This is a genomic window from Campylobacter sp. US50a (assembly GCF_004379015.1).
In the GTDB taxonomy this organism is placed as follows: domain Bacteria; phylum Campylobacterota; class Campylobacteria; order Campylobacterales; family Campylobacteraceae; genus Campylobacter_D; species Campylobacter_D jejuni.
In genome coordinates this window covers 107,229-125,589 of the sequence record NZ_RYYJ01000004.1, presented here as the reverse complement: position 1 = coordinate 125,589, position 18,361 = coordinate 107,229, and the positions used below count along the sequence as shown (strand labels likewise).

The 18,361-nt window shown below is 29.5% G+C and carries 19 protein-coding genes and 2 pseudogenes; 10 read left to right on the top strand and 11 right to left on the bottom strand.

The genetic code is table 11. The annotated features are described in order from the left end of the window. Positions 1–6: 6 nt before the first annotated feature. The 4 genes from ELQ11_RS04115 to ELQ11_RS04100 form a co-directional block, all read right to left on the bottom strand. Positions 7–819, bottom strand: coding sequence for a flagellar hook-basal body protein (locus tag ELQ11_RS04115; RefSeq protein WP_002854829.1), 813 nt, complete (start codon positions 817–819; stop codon positions 7–9). 155 nt (positions 820–974) lie between these two features. Next, entirely contained in the window at positions 975–2,087 is a 1,113-nt protein-coding gene (gene ftsZ / locus ELQ11_RS04110; protein WP_002921956.1) for a cell division protein FtsZ, read from the bottom strand. A gap of 15 nt (positions 2,088–2,102) precedes the next feature. Beyond that, positions 2,103–3,491 (bottom strand): cell division protein FtsA, encoded by a 1,389-nt coding sequence (gene ftsA, locus ELQ11_RS04105; protein ID WP_074487068.1) that lies wholly within the window; start codon positions 3,489–3,491, stop codon positions 2,103–2,105. Next, positions 3,488–4,978 (bottom strand): peptidylprolyl isomerase, encoded by a 1,491-nt coding sequence (locus ELQ11_RS04100; protein WP_002871314.1) that lies wholly within the window; start codon positions 4,976–4,978, stop codon positions 3,488–3,490. The genes ftsA and ELQ11_RS04100 overlap by 4 nt, the downstream gene beginning before the upstream one ends. A 158-nt stretch (positions 4,979–5,136) precedes the next feature. Between ELQ11_RS04100 and rsmH the strand changes: the two genes are divergently transcribed. Further along, positions 5,137–6,075 carry a 16S rRNA (cytosine(1402)-N(4))-methyltransferase RsmH gene (gene rsmH, locus ELQ11_RS04095; RefSeq protein ID WP_126264583.1) on the top strand — a complete coding sequence of 313 codons (939 nt, stop codon included), beginning with the start codon at positions 5,137–5,139 and terminating at the stop codon, positions 6,073–6,075. Next, entirely contained in the window at positions 6,075–6,995 is a 921-nt protein-coding gene (locus ELQ11_RS04090; RefSeq protein ID WP_070243515.1) for a hypothetical protein, read from the top strand. The genes rsmH and ELQ11_RS04090 overlap by 1 nt, the downstream gene beginning before the upstream one ends. On the opposite strand, the gene ELQ11_RS04085 is transcribed toward ELQ11_RS04090, so the two are convergent. The 3 genes from ELQ11_RS04085 to pta form a co-directional block, all read right to left on the bottom strand. Next, a complete protein-coding gene (locus ELQ11_RS04085) occupies positions 6,983–7,474 on the bottom strand; it encodes a hypothetical protein (RefSeq protein ID WP_002855147.1) in 492 nt (163 codons plus the stop codon). The genes ELQ11_RS04090 and ELQ11_RS04085 overlap by 13 nt on opposite strands. Before the next feature lie 70 nt (positions 7,475–7,544). Further along, entirely contained in the window at positions 7,545–8,732 is a 1,188-nt protein-coding gene (locus tag ELQ11_RS04080; protein WP_126264584.1) for an acetate kinase, read from the bottom strand. 13 nt (positions 8,733–8,745) lie between these two features. Next, positions 8,746–10,251 carry a phosphate acetyltransferase gene (gene pta, locus ELQ11_RS04075; RefSeq protein WP_074487064.1) on the bottom strand — a complete coding sequence of 502 codons (1,506 nt, stop codon included), beginning with the start codon at positions 10,249–10,251 and terminating at the stop codon, positions 8,746–8,748. A 91-nt stretch (positions 10,252–10,342) separates the two neighbouring features. On the opposite strand from pta, the gene flgH reads away from it, so the two are divergent. Further along, on the top strand, positions 10,343–11,041 hold the full coding sequence (gene flgH / locus ELQ11_RS04070; protein ID WP_002864738.1) for a flagellar basal body L-ring protein FlgH: 699 nt from the start codon (positions 10,343–10,345) through the stop codon (positions 11,039–11,041). Between the two features lie 29 nt (positions 11,042–11,070). Here flgH and ispG read toward each other — a convergent pair whose 3' ends face one another. Continuing rightward, complete coding sequence (gene ispG / locus ELQ11_RS04065) at positions 11,071–12,144, bottom strand: flavodoxin-dependent (E)-4-hydroxy-3-methylbut-2-enyl-diphosphate synthase (protein WP_134225157.1); 1,074 nt, start codon at positions 12,142–12,144, stop codon at positions 11,071–11,073. A 145-nt stretch (positions 12,145–12,289) separates the two neighbouring features. Here ispG and ELQ11_RS04060 point away from each other — a divergent pair, with 145 nt between their 5' ends. The 3 genes and pseudogenes from ELQ11_RS04060 (at position 12,290) to ELQ11_RS04045 (ending at position 15,098) form a co-directional block, all read left to right on the top strand. After that, positions 12,290–13,681 carry a DUF2972 domain-containing protein gene (locus ELQ11_RS04060; protein ID WP_126230230.1) on the top strand — a complete coding sequence of 464 codons (1,392 nt, stop codon included), beginning with the start codon at positions 12,290–12,292 and terminating at the stop codon, positions 13,679–13,681. 601 nt (positions 13,682–14,282) lie between these two features. Further along, positions 14,283–14,754 (top strand): annotated as a pseudogene (locus ELQ11_RS04050) (S24 family peptidase). A 59-nt stretch (positions 14,755–14,813) separates the two neighbouring features. After that, positions 14,814–15,098, top strand: coding sequence for a hypothetical protein (locus ELQ11_RS04045; RefSeq protein WP_070261443.1), 285 nt, complete (start codon positions 14,814–14,816; stop codon positions 15,096–15,098). Here ELQ11_RS04045 and ELQ11_RS04040 read toward each other — a convergent pair. From ELQ11_RS04040 to ELQ11_RS04035, 3 genes and pseudogenes are all read right to left on the bottom strand, one after another. Next, positions 15,095–15,373, bottom strand: coding sequence for an ImmA/IrrE family metallo-endopeptidase (locus ELQ11_RS04040; RefSeq protein WP_180371133.1), 279 nt, complete (start codon positions 15,371–15,373; stop codon positions 15,095–15,097). The two genes, ELQ11_RS04045 and ELQ11_RS04040, sit on opposite strands and share 4 nt — an antisense overlap. A 60-nt stretch (positions 15,374–15,433) precedes the next feature. Further along, positions 15,434–15,601 (bottom strand): hypothetical protein, encoded by a 168-nt coding sequence (locus ELQ11_RS09915; RefSeq protein ID WP_162298020.1) that lies wholly within the window; start codon positions 15,599–15,601, stop codon positions 15,434–15,436. A 207-nt stretch (positions 15,602–15,808) separates the two neighbouring features. Continuing rightward, positions 15,809–15,973, bottom strand: a pseudogene (locus ELQ11_RS04035) (DNA adenine methylase); the annotation flags it as partial. A 106-nt stretch (positions 15,974–16,079) separates the two neighbouring features. On the opposite strand from ELQ11_RS04035, the gene ELQ11_RS04030 reads away from it, so the two are divergent. The 4 genes from ELQ11_RS04030 to ELQ11_RS04015 all read left to right on the top strand — a co-directional run bounded on the left by ELQ11_RS04030 (position 16,080) and on the right by ELQ11_RS04015 (position 18,325). Then, complete coding sequence (locus tag ELQ11_RS04030; protein ID WP_072223822.1) at positions 16,080–16,400, top strand: S24 family peptidase; 321 nt, start codon at positions 16,080–16,082, stop codon at positions 16,398–16,400. 161 nt (positions 16,401–16,561) lie between these two features. Further along, positions 16,562–16,906 (top strand): hypothetical protein, encoded by a 345-nt coding sequence (locus ELQ11_RS10065; protein WP_171824254.1) that lies wholly within the window; start codon positions 16,562–16,564, stop codon positions 16,904–16,906. 195 nt (positions 16,907–17,101) lie between these two features. Then, entirely contained in the window at positions 17,102–17,269 is a 168-nt protein-coding gene (locus tag ELQ11_RS10060; protein ID WP_002877668.1) for a hypothetical protein, read from the top strand. Positions 17,270–17,551: 282 nt separating this feature from the next. After that, positions 17,552–18,325: a class I SAM-dependent methyltransferase gene (locus ELQ11_RS04015; protein ID WP_052794818.1), complete on the top strand. Its 774-nt coding sequence runs from the start codon at positions 17,552–17,554 to the stop codon at positions 18,323–18,325. Positions 18,326–18,361 lie beyond the last annotated feature (36 nt).

The following is an 18,361-nucleotide window of genomic DNA, read 5'->3' as shown; positions in this document are numbered from 1 at the left end:
TTTAAATTATTTAACAGCTGCAAGCTTATTGATAGCTTCTTGATTTAAGTCATCCATATGAGCTGTCATAACTTTTTGATACATTTCTACCATTCTGTTTGCTTCAATCAGTCCTACCATTTCAGTAACTGGATTAACATTTGATCCCTGAGAAAAACCTTGGCGAATAGCATTGGAGTTTTCCAAATCTCTAATGCGGGTTAGATCATCTATTTTATAGACATTATCCCCATCTTTTTGCAAAGCTCTTATATCATCTACTTGTGCTACAAATAATCTTGCATTTTGAGCTCCATCAACCTCAATGCTTCCGTTTTTATCAACGCTAATTTGAACAGCACCATTAGGAATGCGTATGCCAGCATTCTGAGGATTATTAAAATAATCACTACTTAATACCTTGTATCCTTGCTTATTTACCAAATAACCCTCATCATCAAGTTGAAAATTTCCATCTTTAGTTAATCTTACTTCTCCATCTTTGGTTTGAACCAAATAAAAAGCATCTTCTCTAGTCATTGCCAAATCCAAAGGATTGTTTGTGGCCTTTAAAGAACCTAGGCTAAAATCCGTATATTCTTGAGAAACTTGCGGGATTCCATCTATTGTAGTATTTACAAAACGAGATGCATCTCTTGTGTGATTTTCTATAGGCAACTCATCCTGAGTTTCTTTAAAAATCCTTTTAAAATCTGCAATAACCACATCATCTCTTTTGTATCCACTTGTATTAATATTGGCAAGATTATTAGTAATCACATCAAGTTTATTAAACTGAGTTACCATTCCACCAGTTGCTTGATAATATCCATTTTGCATATTTTCACCTATAAAATTAAGATTTTATAGCTATAAAAGCAAAGAGTGTTCCAACTTTTAAAAACAAAGAAAAATAAATATTTGAAAGATTATTAGGAGAGAATTTTAAACTATAAAAAGCAAGATTTGACTCAATCTTGCTTTAAAAATCAATTTTAATCCATTTGACGACGCAAGAAAGTTGGTGTTTCAATTTGCGCCATTATCTCTTCATCGTAACCACCGCTTACCTTTTTAAGACTTAAATAAGGATTTTTCCTAGAAGCTTGAGCTTCTTCGGTAGATTTTTTAGCTACTGTATCTTTATCTTCAAATCCTGTCGCAATAATAGTTACTTCAACTCTATCTTCCATGCTATCATCTGTGGTAGAACCAAAAATAATCTTAGCATTTTCATCAACAATTTCTTGTATACTATTTGCTGCTGCCGAAATTTCAAACAAAGAGCAATTAGAACTTGTTTTAAAATGTAAAATAACTCCCTTGGCACCCTTAATATCCATTCCATCAAGCAAAGGAGATTCTATAGCGTTTGAAAGGGCCTCTTCTATAGCATTTTCACCACTAGCACTACCAACACCCATAAGCGCGAGTCCGCGATGACTCATGATGGTTCTTACATCCGCAAAGTCAACATTAATATCTCCATTATCAAGCAAGATAGACACCATACCTTTTACAGCACGAGCTAAAATATCATCAACCAATCTAAAAGCATCTTTAATGCCTGCTTTTTTATCAATAATGCTCAATAATTTTTCATTTTGAATTACAAGAATAGAATCACTTTCTTTTTTAAGCTCAAGGAGACCGCTTTCAGCAAGTTTTTTTCTTTGTTTTCCTTCGAATGCAAAAGGCATAGTTACAACAGAAACAGTTAAAGCTCCAATCTCTTTAGCTGCTTGTGCAATAACTGGAGTGGCACCCGTTCCAGTACCTCCACCAAAACCTGAAGCAATAAATACAATATCACTTTGACTAAGACTTGCTTTTATTTCTTCAAAACTTTCTCTAGCACTTTCTGCGCCTACTTCAGGAAGCATACCAGCGCCTAAACCTTTAGTTTTTTTCTCGCCAAGTTGAATTTTAGTTTTTGCTAATGAAATTGAAATAGCTTGTGCATCAGTATTTGCTGCAATTAAATCAAGATCATTTAATCCCATTTTAACCATATGGTTGATCATATTACCGCCACCGCCACCGCAGCCTATAACCTTAATTTTTGCACCTTTATTATGTTGCATTTCTTCTACTAAAAATTCACTCATAAAAATTTCTCCTTGTTAAAATTGATTCATAATTTTATGCCAGATATTTGAAAAAACGCTAGGTTTTTTTTCTTTTGGCTCTTTAAAATCTAATTGTTCTTGTATTGCAATTGTATCATTTTCTTGCAAATTTTCATCAAAAAAATCAGATTTTATTTCACTTTCTGCATCTTTTTGCAAAACAATATCTTGTTTAATTTGACGATTAAAATTTTCAATTTCCCCTTTATATCTTAATTTTTCATTAGAATCAAGTTCATAAGGCGTAAAATACCCTGCTCCATATAAACAAAGTCCTATAGCGCAAGTATTTTCAGGATCATTAAAAATTTCACTAAAACCAGTAATCAAATCTTTTCTTGCAGTAGCCAGTCTAACTGAGCGATTATCAAATGTTGCAGGAGCTAGCTCATCAATACCTGCTAACTTAGTCATTCCACCTGTTAAAACAACTCCACCGCCTATAGCATTGGCATAACGATTATCACTTAAGATTTTTGCCAAAATCATCAAAGTTTCTTCCGCTCTTGCATAAATTACGTTTGAAATAATATCCAAAGAAACTTCATTAACCTTTCTTTCATCGCCCATTGAAGGAATTTGTATAAGGGTGTTAGGCTGTTGCGAAAGAGCTGCATAATTAAGCTTGATTTTTTCTGCTTCTTTTAAAGGTGTATGCAATGCCATTGATAAATCTTGGGTGATATTAATCGAGCCAATTTGCAAACAATCATTGTATCTAATTGAATTTCCAGTATGAACAACCATATCACAAATCGCTCCACCCATATCAATCAAAACAGCGCCTAATTCCTTTTCGCTATCATCTAAACAAGCTATAGCTGAAGCATATCCTGAAAGAACTATATTATCCACTCTTAAATCAGCTAATTCAACCGCTTTCTTAAGATTTTTAATATGAGATTCTTGTGAAATCACTATATGGGTTGAAACTTCTAAACGATTGCCACTCATTCCCAAAGGATCATCAACATGTTCAAGATCATTAACCTTAAAATTATAAGGCAAAACATGGATAATTTCATAACCACTTGGTAGATTGGCAGTATGCTTAGCTGTACTTACAGCACGATGGATTTCTTTAATGCCTATTTCATGATTTGGAATATTAACAACACCTACACTATCAACGCTTTTAGTATAAGCACCTGATATAGACACCACAACCTTATCATAATGAACTCCGCTCATCATCTCAGCACTTCTAACAGCTTCTTCAATAGATTTAGAAGCAAGCTCTATATTGGTAATGGCACCTTTTTTAACCCCGTTGGTTTTTGACTTGGAAAAACCAATAATTTTTAATCCATCTTCATCTTTTTGAGCAATAATGGCACAAGTCTGGGTTGAGCCTAAGTCAATTCCTAATATATTCAAAATCAATTCCCTTTATAATAAATTTTTATTGGATATATCTTTTTAAGTTCATCAATAAGTTCTTGCTTAAGCTCATTTGCTTTTAAATTTTGCAAATTTTGCTCAAGCATAGTTTTGTATTGTTTAAATTTATCGGAGTTCATATCTAATTTTTGTTTATTTATTTTATATAATATTGCTTTATTGTCGTTAATGACCACATAAGAAGTATTTTGATCAGCATTAAATACATTCATTAAAAAATAAGCAAATTCAGAATCATTTAATATCTTATCACTAAGCTTTACACTCTCGCGAGAACTATCTCGACTTACAAAGCCTATATCATCGCCTTTAAAATTTACTAAACTATTTTTGGCTTTTTCTTCTAAATTTTTTCTAGCTTGTTCGCTTAAATACATAGGTAAAACTTCTTCTCTAGCTTCTTCAAAAGTTTTATTTCTTATAGGATCTACTTTATTTAGTTTAACTATGATATATCCGTTATTATAAGGTGCTGGTCGTAAAACATCTCCATTTTTAGCTTTATTCAAAAGATCAATTGGATAATAAACATCAGATTCACTAATATTTTGATCTTTTTGAAAATTATCTTTCCCATTTTTTAAATCTAAAAATTTAGCATTAGCCACATTCTTTAGTTGCATTAAGGCGTAATCTTTAGCAACTTCATTTTTAGCAGACTGAAAATCCATCACTTTACCTGCAAAATCTTTATATTTTAGTTTATTTTCATCTTGATTGTAAAATTTTTCTAATTCTTTGTCGTCAATTTTCTCATTGCTAACTGGCAAAAAATAAGTTGAAATTTCATATATTTTTTTAGTTTTATAATCTTCTTTATGTTCATTCCAAAGCTTTTTTAAATCCTCTTCATTAATCTTAATATTTTTTTTGTCATAATCAATTTTTGCAATACTTAAAGCATCTTGCATAAAATAACTAGAAGCTAACATTTTTAATTCCTCATCTTTGCTAGGAATATTAAAAATTTGATTAAGTTTATCGGTAATTACTTCATTTGCAAGTTGTGTTTCATAATCTTTTGGAGTTAAATTATTGGCATTTAAAAGTTCATAATAAATTGTTTTGTTAAAATCCCCTGTAGAATCTTGAAATTCTCTAGTATTTGCAAGTTTTTGTAAAATTTCATTCTCGTTTATGCCAATACCCAAATCTTTAGCAAAATTTAACAAAAGCTTATCTTCAACAAGAGAACTTAAAGCTATATTTTTAATGCCTAGTTGCTCAGCATTTTCTGGAGTTAAAGCACCATTGCTAATTTGATTATAATAACTTAAAATCTGTCTATATCTAGTATCAAATTCGCTAAAACCTATCTTTTCATTTCCTACAGTTGCAACACTCGAACTTCTATTGAGATTAAAATCATAAGCACCCCAACCTAAAAAGCCGGCGCCAACAAAAGCTATAGTACTAACCCATATAGTAACAACGAGATATTTTTTGTGATGTTGCATCCAAGTAAGCATATCATTCCTTGATTAAATTTAAACTAGATATTGTATCGTAGAAGTGTTTAAGTGGAGTTTAATTATAAAATTTTTACCAAAAAATATTTGTTCTTTAAATTTTATGATTTTTACAATGAAATTTAGTTATAATTATAGTTTATAAAAATTTATTAGGATTGATTTTGGAAATTCCTCATATCCCAGTTTTACTTAATGAAGTTCAAGAGATTTTTAAAAATCTTAAAACAGGTTATTTTTTAGACTGCACTTTAGGATTTGGCGGACACAGTGAAGCTTTGCTTAAAAATCATCCTGATCTTGAAATCATTGCTTGCGATCAAGATCAACAAGCTTTAGAATTTTCTAAAAAACGTCTTAAAGATTTTCACAATAGGATAACTTTTATACAAAGTAATTTTAGTGAAGTTTTAGAAAAAATTTCACATAAAGAAGAATTAAGAGGTATTTTAGCAGACATTGGAGTTTCTTCATTTCAACTTGATAGTAACGAAAGAGGTTTTAGTGTAAATTCTGACTTTTTAGATATGAGAATGAATCAAAACTCCAAAATATCGGCTTATGAGGTTGTTAATACTTATACAAAAGAGCAATTAACTTCCATTTTTAAAGATTATGGAGAATTGCACGATGCACATTTTATTGCTGAAAAAATTTGCCTAGAAAGAAGTAAAAATCCAATCAAAAGCGCCAAAGAACTTTATCAAATCATAGGAAAAGGCAAGCAAAATCATAGAAAAATTTCCAAAGCTACTTTAGCATTTCAAGCCATTAGAATAGAAGTAAATCAAGAACTTAAAGTGCTTAAAGATTTTCTTGAGCATTTAGAAAATTTAAAACCAAAAAATTGCATTTTAGCAATCATTAGTTTTCATTCTTTAGAAGATAGAATAGTAAAAAATTTTTTCAAAAAATGGTCAAAAAACTGCATTTGTCATGAAAAAATAATGCGTTGCGAATGTGGAAATAACCATAGCCTAGGGCAAATAATAACCAAAAAAGCCATAAGCGCAAGCAAGGAAGAACTTTTAAAAAATTCTCGCTCTAGTTGCGCTAAAATGCGGGCTTTTTATTTTAATAATTTGGATAATAAATAATGCTAGAAGATGATTTTATAAAAGAACGCCAAAACATACGCCAAAAAATGCTGAAATTTTCTCGCGCCATAAATCAAGGCAAACCGCTTGATGATGATTTAAGAGATGAAATTTCCAGCGATGATATTTTAAGACGTCGTTTTAAAAAAAAGACTCCTAATAAATTCTTAGAAGAACTCGATGAAGAGTATGAGTCAAAACATACTAAAAAATCAAATATATATTTAAAAGAAGATCTGATCAATGTTAAATTAGAAGAAAAGCAATCTCTTGCTAAAAAAATTTTTTCCAAAATGAAAGAAAGAAAAAAAGAAGAAAATAAAAAAACTAAAAAGATTTTTTCGTTTGGAAGAAAAAAAATAAACGAGATAAAAAATATTCAAACCAAACCAAAAATTCAAACAAAAAATGATCAAAACCCTATCCAAGATAAAAAAGAAAAAAAAGAATCTATAAAACCTATAGAAAAAATTCAAAAAACTGAACCTAAGATACAAAATTCTCAAACTATAGAAAAACAACCCGATATTAAACAAAGTTTGGAAAATTTACAAAAAAAAATAACACCACAAGAAAATAAACAAGAACTTCCAAAACCATCTAATCAAGCTCAAGAAAAACAACAAAATGATGAAGATACTCAAAAGGCAAAAAATGTTTTACTAGAAGGCTTCTCTAATGCCACCAAAGAAGATAGAAACCTAAATTTCAATCATCTTCTTTTTGCGGCTTTACTTGTTAGTTTTGCGTTATTTTTATTTGCTCCACAAATTTATATTAGAAATCAAATTTATTATCTTAGTAGAGAAATTGCTACATTAAGAACAGAAGAAAGCGTTTTAAACGAAGAAAATAAAGATTTAAAAAGAAGACTTGAAAATATGCGATTCCAAAATCAAATTTTAGATTATTTAGAATGAATAATCTTATCTAAAACATACTGCTCTAAATTTGCTTTTGGAATTTCTTCTTTTAAGGCTTCCTTATAAATTTCACCTGCCATTATAGAGTATTTTTCATAAGCAAAATAAGGGAAATGCAAAGCCCAGGCTTTTTGTATTATTTTTTTTGAGATTATTTTGCGAGTATAAACTTTAAAAATATCATATCCTATAAATACACAAGCAGTAACCATAACAGCACTCACTATGCTTATATGAAAGTCAAGTTTTGTTAAAAAATAATGAGTAATTAAAAGCAATGGTAACAAAACCACAGCACAAAAAACACCAAAATAAATATAAGAATTTAGAATTTTGAAATTAAAATTTAGCTTAGAAGGATCTACAAGCATACCGTCATTAAAAAGTGCATTTGCTTCTAATAAATCCTTCACTAAAACAGGTTGTTCTGATACTTTAAATAAAAAACGAAGGCTAAATTCTTTAAATTTTTTCATAATCCATGCTTTATTTTTTAATTAAAATTTTATCTAAAGAAAATTAATTTTTACTAAATATAAACCTCTTTCAATTGCTTATTAATTCTTCTGTGATTCTAGCGATTTCTAATTCTTCATCTGTAGGAATAACAAGCACTTTAACTTTAGAATTGGCATGATTTATCATTCTTTCGCCCAAAATCCTTTGTTTGTTAAGTTCAAAATCTAACTCGATACCAAGATGAGCTAATCTCTCACATACTTTTTGTCGAACCAAACTATCATTTTCTCCTATACCACCTGTAAAAATAATAGCATCGGTTTTTGGCAACACGGCAAAGTAGGCTCCTATGTATTTTACAAGACGATAGCAAAACATATCAAGAGCCAAACGTGCTTTATCGTTACCTTGTTCTATCTCTCTTTCTATATCTCTAAAATCATTATAACCACAAATTCCATATACTCCACTTTTTTTATTCATCAGCGTATCTATTTCTTCTATAGTTAAACCTTTGATATGACTTATAAAAGGTAAAATAGCAGGATCTATATCCCCACAACGCGTTCCCATAATAAGTCCTTCAAGCGGAGTAAATCCCATAGAAGTATCCACACTCTTACCTTTTTCTATAGCACATACACTTGCACCATTTCCAAGATGAGCAGAGATAACATTTAATTCATCTTGATCTTTTTGAAGAAATTTTGCCGCTCTAGAACTAACATAAGCATGGGAAGTCCCATGAAAACCATATCTTCTAATATTATGCTTATCATAAAAATCATAAGGCAAAGCATACGTATAAGCAAAATCAGGCATAGTACGATGAAAAGCTGTATCAAAAATAGCCACATTTGCAACACTAGGTGCAGCTTTAATCATTGTTTTTATACCTGCTAAATGGGCAGGATTATGTAAAGGAGCAAAAATACTAACCCTATCTATTTCTTTAAGAACATAGTCATCTACTAAACAATGCTCACTTAAATTTCTTCCCCCATGAACTATACGATGACCACAGCCATCAAGAGCATTTAAATCCGCTAAAATTCCTGATTCTTTAAAAAGCTCATTGACTATACTAAGCCCTTCTTCGTGATTATTTATCGTTAATTCTCTTTCAAAACTTTCATTATTTAAAACATTTTTTAATATAACTTTTGAATTTTGCTCTCCGATTTTCTCTACTAAACCACTCGCTTTAACGATTTTATTATCAAAAAATTTAAATTTAATCGATGAAGAACCTGAATTTAAAACTAAAATTTTCATTTATTATTCCTTTCTATTGAGCTTGTATAGCACTTAAAATAACAGTATCTACAATATCATCCACCAAACATCCGCGACTTAAATCATTAACAGGTTTTTTAAGACCTTGTAAAATAGGACCGATTGCTAAAGCATTAGCGGTTCTTTGAACTGCTTTATAACAAATATTTGCTGCATTAAGATCAGGAAAAATATATACATTTGCATGGCCTGCTATCTTAGAATTTGGCATTTTCTTTGCTGCAGTCTTTAGGTCATAAGCACAATCAAACTGCATAGGACCATCTATATTTAACTCAGGGTATTTTTCTTTGGCAATCTTTAATGCTTCTTTTACAAGATCTACGCTTTCTCCCTTACCACTATCGCCACTAGAATAAGAAAGCAAAGCTATTTTTGGTTCAAGTCCAAAAGACTTAGCAGTCATAGCACTTACATAAGCACTAGTTGCAAGCTGTTCAGCAGTTGGACTTGGATTTACAGCACAATCCGCAAAAGCTAAAACTTGATCTTCAAGCCCCATAAAGAAAATTCCCGAAACAGAACTAATACCTTCTTTGGTTTTAATAAGCTGCAATGCAGGGCGAATCGTTTCAGCTGTAGTAGTTGATGCTCCACTAACCATAGCATCAGCTTTTCCAGTATGTATAAGCAAAGTTCCAAAATAAGTTTTATCCTGAACTAGCATCTTAGCCTCTTCTAAACTCATTCCTTTAGATTTTCTTGCCTCGTAAAGAATGGAAGTAAATTCTTGATTATATTCTGAATTGAGCGGATTTATAATTTTTATAGTGCTTAAATCAAGACTTAATCTAGCAGCATCTTGTTTGATTTTTTCCTCATCACCCAATAAAATAAGATCAACAACTTTACTTTTTAATAAAATTTCAGCAGCTTTTAAAATTCTCTCATCATTACTTTCTGGCAAAACAACAGTTTTTTTATTTTTTACGCTTTGTTTAATCAATTCATATTTAAAACGATGCGGAGTTATAAAATCATACTCTTCAAGCTTTTGCACTTCTTCAAAATTAAATTTTTCATTAATCAAAACATAATTACGACCATCTAGGGCATGATCGAAATATTTTTGAGCTATAAGTTTATCTTCATCGTTAATAATAGCAGCGATAGGGGTATTAAGATTTTTAGCCAATTTTATACTAAGATCAAATCCATCAAGTATTCCAAATTCGCAAAAACTATTTACAAGCACAAAATCGTATTTGCGTTTTAACTCTTCGTATTCTTCTAAAATAACATTAAAAAAATTATGAGGATCTTTACTAAATTCCTCCATTGCCTCTCTAAAGGTAAAACCATAAGCGCTTTTTACAGTTTGATTGATATTAAATTCTTCCAACCAACCTTGCAAAACAGGGACGCGATGTATGTATATTACAGGGCAATAAATTGCGATATTTTTGTAAATTTTGCTATAATTTTTAAGCAAATTTGTACTAATAATAGTATTTAACTCATCACTTCTAGATCTCATCAAATAAAGATTTGCCATCATTTTCTCCTTAAATTTATAAATGTGGAACACTCTTTGCTTTTTCTAATTTTAACAAAAGAAAAATAAAAAATTTATATTTTAAAGGACGAAAATGAAAAAAGTTTTATTTTATGTGTTACCGTTTGCATTTTTTGGTTGTTCTGCAACGGTTGATCCACAAATTTCAATGAAACCACCTGCTTATGTAGAAGAACTTGCACCAAAACAAAGCAATAATGTAGAAAGTGCACCAGGATCGCTTTTTGGCAAAGGGGATAATCCTTTATTTTCAGATAAAAAAGCTATGAATGTAAATGATTTAGTTACAGTTGTTATACAAGAAAGTACCACTCAAAGCACACAAGCCAATAAAGCAACAAGCAGAACTAATACCTCAAATTTAGGCGGAGGTGCTTTAACAGGAAGTTCAGGAGTGGTAGCTAATGCTCTTAATAAAGTCAATGCTTATTCTAATATAGGCTTTCAAACCAATAGTTCAAACAACTACACAGGAACAGGCTCACAAAGCAGAAATGAAAGTTTCAATACTACAATTTCAACGCGTGTAATTAAAATTTTATCAAATGGTAATTATTTTATCGAAGGTTCAAGAGAGCTTTTAATCAACGGAGAGAAACAAATCATACAATTAAGCGGTGTTATTCGTCCTTATGACATCGGTCAAGACAATACTATAGATAGTAAATATATAGCAGATGCTAAAATTCTCTATAAAACAGAAGGTGAAGTGGATAGAAGCACAAGAAAACCTTGGGGTAGCAAAGTTATAGAAGCGATATGGCCATTCTAAAAGCAAGGTTAAACCTTGCTTCTTGGCTTTTATTCTTTTACAGCCCTACTTTTAACCTCATCTTCAACTTCAGCTAAAAATCTATCTACAAGTTCACTTTCTTTTAATTTAGCTACAACTTCACCATGTCTTATAACAAGTCCTTGATTTTTCCCAAAGGCTATAGCCACATCAGCGCCCTTAGCTTCACCTAAAGCATTTACTACACAACCCATGACACTGATATTTAAAGGTTCTTTTATATGCTTGGTTTTTTCTTCTACGATTTTAATCGCGCTTAACAAATCACTTTGAATCCTACCGCAAGTTGGACATGAGATGATATTTACTCCGCTTTTTTGCACTCCACTATCTTGCAAAATCGCTCTTGCTACACGAATTTCTTCTTCAAGCTCACCCGTCATAGAAACACGCATAGTATCGCCTATACCTTTAAGAAGTAAATTTCCTAAAGCTATAGAACTTTTTACGGTGCTATGAAATTTAGTTCCTGCTTCAGTTACCCCTAAGTGAAAAGGATAATCACAAAGCGGTCTTAATCTCTCATAAGCTTCTATAGTTTTTTGAGCATCTGAAGTCTTCATGGAAATTTTAATATCAAAAAAGTCTAAATCCTCTAAAAGCTTGATATTATACATCGCACTTTCTAGCATAGCATCGACACCATAGCCAAATTTATCGCTAAATTGTTTTTCTATGGAGCCGTGATTCACACCGATACGTATAGGGATACCCCGTTCTTTACATGCTTTTACCACTTCTTTGATATTTTCTTTAGAGCCTATATTGCCAGGATTTATACGCACTCCATCGATAAATTCAGCACAATATACAGCCAAATTATGATTAAAATGAATATCTACGATTAAAGGCAAAGGACTTTTAGCTTTAATTTCTTTTAAAGCCCTTGCATCAGCCATATCCAAGCACGCCAAACGCACTATATTTGCTCCTGCAAAATAAAGACGATTGATTTGCTCTAAAGAACCTTCTATATCTCTTGTCTTAGCAAAAAGCATAGATTGAACTGAAATGGGTGCATCACCGCCTATTAAAACATCTCCTACTTTGATTTGTCTGGTTTTAAATCTTTTATACTCCATAACTTCACTCTTTGAAAAATTTTAATATCAAATTTTAACTTTTTATTGCTTTAATTAAAGTTTATTTTTGATAATATATTTAAATTTCATGATATTTAAATATTTATGAATTATATATAAATTAAATACAATTAAAAGAGGTTATATGCAAAATCTTTTACTCTATATAAAAAATAACCTAACTCCAACCCTAGCCCAAATTCTTTTACAAGCTTTAAAAAATTCGAATAATGAAAAATTTTTTACCTTTGTTTTGGAAAATATTGAAACAATTTGCACTTGGCTCAATTCTAGCGAATTTAAGAATAGATATTTATCAATAAAACATCCTTATCCACCTTTAATCAATCCTAATTTTATAGAAATAGATGCTAGTCGACATTGTGCAGAATTAGCTTGGGATTTAAATTTACCCCTACCCAAACACTATAAATTTATCTATATTTCTCCACATGGCGTTGGAGCAGCAGCATTTTTAAGATATCTTAATCAATGTTGCGATGTAACTTGTTTTGCCTCCTGGGTTTTACCACCTGATGCCAAAGAAAGATATTGTCTTAATTACATGTGTCTAAATGACAATACGATTACTCAATATGCTATTAATATATCAGAAATTAATCTACCTTATTTTGATAAATATCTATCTTTATTGGATTTTAACTCTAAAATTATTTGCGGAGTTCGCGATCCAATAGGAATTTTAAAGCATAACTGGGGAAGAGATTGGAGTAAAGTTTTAAGAAACTATCCCTCTGAATTTAATCTAACTTATGATTGGCGTTATTATATTGACTATCTTACTCATCAAAATCATAAAATTAAAATCGATATAAACAAACTACAACAAGAAGTTTTTATCATCTCTTATTTATTAAAATATTTTAACAAAGACAAAGTATACTATCTTGATATGGAAGAAATCCGTCAATCAAAGGCCTTTGATACTATGAATTTGCTTGCTATAAATTTTAATTTTACCCCCCCCCATAAAGATAAATTAGATTTATTTAAAATTAAAGAATTTAGAGGTTATATTCGCTATCTTTTTCCTATCACACTCTATGCAAATTCTAAAGATATTAATAACACCTTTTATATTAATACTCCTAAAAATAATAAAAATTTCAATATTGATAAAACTTCTAGCATTCCCATAATTTTAGACAGAAAACATATCAATCATGAAAAAATAGACATAATACAAGAAATTATAAAAAACGACCTATGTAATGATATGGGTGTATATATTAATAAAAATGATTTTAAGCAATTAGAACAAAACAATCTTTTATTTTCAACAATTAAACATTATTTGTATGATTTTTTATATCAAATTAAAATAACCATAGATGAAACAGAATCAAAAATGATGAAAGAAAAAGATGTAATAGATTATTTTATAAAAAATAAATCACTTATTCACACTTTTTTTAATATTTTTGAAAATGATCTAAATCATTTAAAGCAAAAATTTCCCAATATAATTAACTCTTGGACATACTATAAAGAATTTGAAAAATGCGTCAAGAGTTAGATGACAATATTCAGGGAAAAGATGTAAGGGGTATTTTAAAAAGAACATGTAACTATCCCTAAATAATTTTAGCAAAACCACCAAATAATAGGATTTTAAAGCTCATAAAAATAACTTTTTATCTTTCCTAATTTAAAGTGTAAAAAATCCCAAATATCCCAAAATATCCGTTTTGTCCCAAAAAAAGTGATTAAATGCTGTTTAAAAGGCAGATAAACACGAGTTTTGATTTTAATTTTATATCCCAAAAATGTTTTTAACCCTATAAGATAGTTGCATTTTTACTTAAAGTATTCTTATGTTTTTTAACCATGTAACTATCTATAGCTTTAAGGTTTGGAGGATAGTTACATATAAAACTTAAACATTTAGTTGGTTTTTGTAAGCTTATAATAGACTAAGATTACTTTAATTTATTTAAAAATTATTTTTATTTTTGATTTTATTTTTTAACTTTGATTTCTAATGCAAAATTAAATATATTTTTATTTATAAACTTATAATTTTAACTTAAAAAATCAACTTTTCAAAATAAAATATTTTAATTACTTTTTGTAATTTTATGTTTAAATTCTTTGAAATTAAAATTAAAGGATTTAAAATGCAAATGCAAGAAGTAATCGAAAAATTAAAAGACATACTTGCTAGTGAAGGTAAAAGATATTTAAAAACAAAAAATATAGCTAAAGAATGAAGTTTAGAAACCCCATTCCTTATCCACAAATACTCAATTTTTTACAAGAAAGAAATATAAGTATAAATTATTTCTTTTACGGAAGCTCTCCCAAAGATCAATTGGTAGTAAAGAGTGTGAGTTTATCACTTGCTATGGAGAAAGCATGGAGCCATCTATAAAAGATGGAAGTATTTGTGTAATAGATAGAAATAAAACTTTTAAGAATAAAAGCATTTGTGTGATTAATACTAGAGATGGACTTTTTATAAAACAAGTTTTAAAACAAGTTGATGGAGTGATTTTACACTCTTTACATCCTTTATATAAAGATATATTTTATAAAAATGGAGATTTTTTGCTAATTGGTGTGGTAATTGGAGAACTTTCTAAGATGTAACAGCACATATTCAGTCAAACGAAGCTAATCTTGTCTCATCAATACAAAAGGATATAAAGATGGATAGAGTATCAGCAGACATAAGACATGGTGTTAGCAAAAGATTTATAAACGCAATTAGCAATCATAACAACGAACTTGTTTTAGAATATCTTAAAAATGGCATGAGTGCTACTAAAGAATGTATAGGAGATAAACCTATATTTTATGCTATTACTCATAATAATTTTGGAGCGATTTTACTTTTATTAAAATACGGAGCTATTTTAGATAAAGAGTATCTAGAAGAAAGCAATAAAGATTTTAGCAAAGAAGCTTTAGAATTTTTAGCGTCTTTGCTTTAAATAGGTAAAATATCATTGGTTAAATACCCCAATTCATGTGCCAATGTAAAACGCTGTCTATTTTCATTTTTAAGTGGATTTATCCAGATAACAGGCTTACCTTTTACATCTATACTAATTTGACCCTCAGTGTCAATTTTATCAAGGTCAAGATCTTTAACTACATTTATACCTAACTTTTGAGCAATTTCAAACGGATTGAATGGCGGTTCTTTCATTTCTAATAAATCTAAAATCTCATAAGGGGTTTTATCTTTTATTTCTTTATAAGTCATTCCAAACCTCCTATTCTTGTTGATTTTTCTTGTTCGATATCTGTTAACATAGATATTTTATCATTTATTATATAAATCGACCATTTTTTCAAATTCTTCCATAAATTCACTATTTTTTAAAATTTTATTTATAAAATCATTGCGTAATTCCTCATCTTCTATAATTTTATCCAAAAATACATCAATTGCTTCTTTTAATAATTTTTTTCTATCTCGATTATAGTACATAGTAAGTCCTATGGCAACAATAGCTGTCAATAAAGTAGCAATAGTAACAATTGCAGTCGCATGGGTTAAATAAGAATTTGCAATAGCAATAATATCAGAATTGGTGTAATTGTTTTCTATAATAAATCCTTAAATTACTTTTAATTTTAAAGGTACTTTACCATATTTTTTACAAAATTAAATATTAAAGAGAGCATTTTTACTCTCTTAGCTTTTAAACAAAAGCTCTTTGCTTTCTTTTCTTTTTAAAACATTATTATTTAAAGAATACCTTACTTTCAACTCCTTAAAATTAAAATCTTTATAAAGCTTTCTTATAAGCTCACAATCATTATAAGAAAGCATAAATTTACCTTTGATATTTTTTAACAACTTGCAGCGAGATGCTAATTTTTATTCAATACCAAAACTTAATGTTTCCGCTTCTACCAGTGGTGACAATGAGTTAATTGGGCTCGAAGGATATGAAACAGGTGAAATGCTTGAGCTTAGTAAAGCCTTTTTTAAAACAACGCCTAAAAATGTGAAAGCTATTAAAGTTGATGGTTATTCTATGGTTCCAATGCTTTTACCTGATAGCTGGGTTGTTTTTGAAGAAACGCATAAGTATCAAGGAGATGGATTGTATATTTTAAATTTTGATAACCAATTAATGGTTAAACTTATGCAATTAGATCCAATAAGTAAAGTTTTAGATATTATTAGTGTAAATAAGGATTATAAAAGCTATAGTTTGGACTTAAAAGACTCGCAAGTTGAGCTGATTATACAAGGCAAAGTTTTGCGTTTTATTATATAATTTAAAGGAATTAAAGTGAATATTGTGTTGCTAATATTAATAATCTTTTATGTAATTATTTATATAGAAAAATAAAAGGAACACCAAATAAGCCGCTAAAAGAAATTTGGAATGAATATAAGCAGGAAATGCAAAAAATCAACGAAGAGCATAGGTAAAAAATGCAGAAAATTGATGAAAATTTTAAAAAAGAAAAAGAGCAAAATAAGGACTTGGAACTTAATAAATTTCAAATAACCTCACGCGAAATTTTTACCATAAAAACTCCAGAGAATAAAGATGTTGAGGTTGAATTAACTTGTACAGCTGGATTAATTCAAACTAGCCAAATTAATTATGAAGAGATTGCTAGAAAAGAATTTTTATACAAATGTTTTCCAGTAACTTGGAATGATTTTTTAAAGCTTAACAAGTATGAAAAAATATTGGCATATACAGTTAAAGATTGTGATGATATTGGATTGTTAAAAGAGGTTTATGAGCAAATATTCAAATATTTAAAATGACAAAGTGAACTTCCTGAATATTTTAAAAAATATATACGATCTAGGAAGAGATATTTGCACGAATTTTCGGACCCCGTTCAAATAAAAAGCAAATTAAGTTTAAGAGCTTATCGCTACTATATCGACTTCTTTTTAATGAAATACCAGAAGGAAGCTATTTTCCTATGCAAACAATGCATAGGAGTGATGAGTTGAATGAAGCTTTATATAATACTTACTTTTTTAAAAGATGATGAAAGTATAGATATATATTATCCGCCAAATTTTTATGAAGATACATCAATTTTTAATATAGTAGAACATAGTTTTTTTAACAGTAGGGAATATTATAAAAATTACAAACTTTTAATCGTTTTGATTTAAAGCCGCACTCTGATTACGACTTTAACATTCCAAAATATATAGTAAAGCATTATTTGGATATGAAAACTATTGTTAAAGAAGATGAACATCATAAACGAATTTTTTGTTAGTTTTATTTTAATAAAGTTATATTTTAAGTTTAAGGTTTGTAGAAAAATAAAATTTCCACTTTTATGGAAGTTTTATTTTTCCAAATGGAAATTTTATTTTTCCGCCGACAAAAGATTTGTAAATTAATAAAAAAAGATATAATTGTGTTTAAAATTAGAGAAAGGAATTAATATGAAACAAGGAGATTTTACAGAGGTTGCAAAGCATTATCATAACAGACCTGCCTATAGTCCATTTTTACTTGAAAAACTCGTAGCTTGTATCAATGATAAAAATAAAAATTTAAAAGATTTAAATATTGTTGAAGTAGGAGCTGGAACTGGAAAACTTACTAAGATGCTGGGAGAAATGTTTGGATGCCAAATTAGTGCTGTGGAGCCAAATGATAATATGCGTAAAGAAGGGCAAAAATTTACACAAAATTTATCAAATATTTCTTGGCACAAAGGAAGTGGTGAAGAAACCTGCATGAGCAATAATCAAGCTGATTGGGTCATCATGGCTAGTTCTTTTCATTGGACAGATCCTAAAAAATCTCTCCCAGAATTTAATCGTATATTGACAGGGGGGGGGTATTTCACTGCGATTTGGAATCCTCGCCACATTGTAGAGGGTTCGGTTTTTGATGAAATCGAAAAGGAGATTAAACATATTGTTCCAGAGCTTGCTCGTGTAAGCAGTGGCACTCAAAATGTTAAAAAATGGGAAGAAATTCTTGTTTCAACAGGAGATTTCACAGACTGCTTTTTTATGGAGTGCGACTATAAAGAGTTTTGGGATAAAGAGCGTTATCTTGGAGCTTGGCATTCTGTAAATGATATACAAGCACAAGCAGGTGAAAAAAGATGGAAGGAAATTTTAGAGATGATAGAAGCTAAAATTTCTCATATGCAAAGTATAGAGATTCCTTATAAAATAAGAGCATGGACAGCTAGAAAAGCATAAAATACCTCCTTTTTTTCATCAAGCTTGTCAAAGATG

Coding starts and splice junctions, on each gene's coding strand:
- ELQ11_RS04115 (WP_002854829.1), bottom strand. CDS start 819: ATGCAAAATGGATATTATCAAGCAACTGGTGGAATGGTAACTCAGTTT.
- ftsZ (WP_002921956.1), bottom strand. CDS start 2,087: ATGAGTGAATTTTTAGTAGAAGAAATGCAACATAATAAAGGTGCAAAA.
- ELQ11_RS04100 (WP_002871314.1), bottom strand. CDS start 4,978: ATGCTTACTTGGATGCAACATCACAAAAAATATCTCGTTGTTACTATA.
- ELQ11_RS04090 (WP_070243515.1), top strand. CDS start 6,075: ATGCTAGAAGATGATTTTATAAAAGAACGCCAAAACATACGCCAAAAA.
- ELQ11_RS04085 (WP_002855147.1), bottom strand. CDS start 7,474: ATGAAAAAATTTAAAGAATTTAGCCTTCGTTTTTTATTTAAAGTATCA.
- ELQ11_RS04080 (WP_126264584.1), bottom strand. CDS start 8,732: ATGAAAATTTTAGTTTTAAATTCAGGTTCTTCATCGATTAAATTTAAA.
- pta (WP_074487064.1), bottom strand. CDS start 10,251: ATGATGGCAAATCTTTATTTGATGAGATCTAGAAGTGATGAGTTAAAT.
- flgH (WP_002864738.1), top strand. CDS start 10,343: ATGAAAAAAGTTTTATTTTATGTGTTACCGTTTGCATTTTTTGGTTGT.
- ispG (WP_134225157.1), bottom strand. CDS start 12,144: ATGGAGTATAAAAGATTTAAAACCAGACAAATCAAAGTAGGAGATGTT.
- ELQ11_RS04060 (WP_126230230.1), top strand. CDS start 12,290: ATGCAAAATCTTTTACTCTATATAAAAAATAACCTAACTCCAACCCTA.
- ELQ11_RS04045 (WP_070261443.1), top strand. CDS start 14,814: ATGGATAGAGTATCAGCAGACATAAGACATGGTGTTAGCAAAAGATTT.
- ELQ11_RS04040 (WP_180371133.1), bottom strand. CDS start 15,373: ATGACTTATAAAGAAATAAAAGATAAAACCCCTTATGAGATTTTAGAT.
- ELQ11_RS09915 (WP_162298020.1), bottom strand. CDS start 15,601: ATGTACTATAATCGAGATAGAAAAAAATTATTAAAAGAAGCAATTGAT.
- ELQ11_RS04030 (WP_072223822.1), top strand. CDS start 16,080: ATGCTTGAGCTTAGTAAAGCCTTTTTTAAAACAACGCCTAAAAATGTG.
- ELQ11_RS10065 (WP_171824254.1), top strand. CDS start 16,562: ATGCAGAAAATTGATGAAAATTTTAAAAAAGAAAAAGAGCAAAATAAG.
- ELQ11_RS10060 (WP_002877668.1), top strand. CDS start 17,102: ATGAAGCTTTATATAATACTTACTTTTTTAAAAGATGATGAAAGTATA.
- ELQ11_RS04015 (WP_052794818.1), top strand. CDS start 17,552: ATGAAACAAGGAGATTTTACAGAGGTTGCAAAGCATTATCATAACAGA.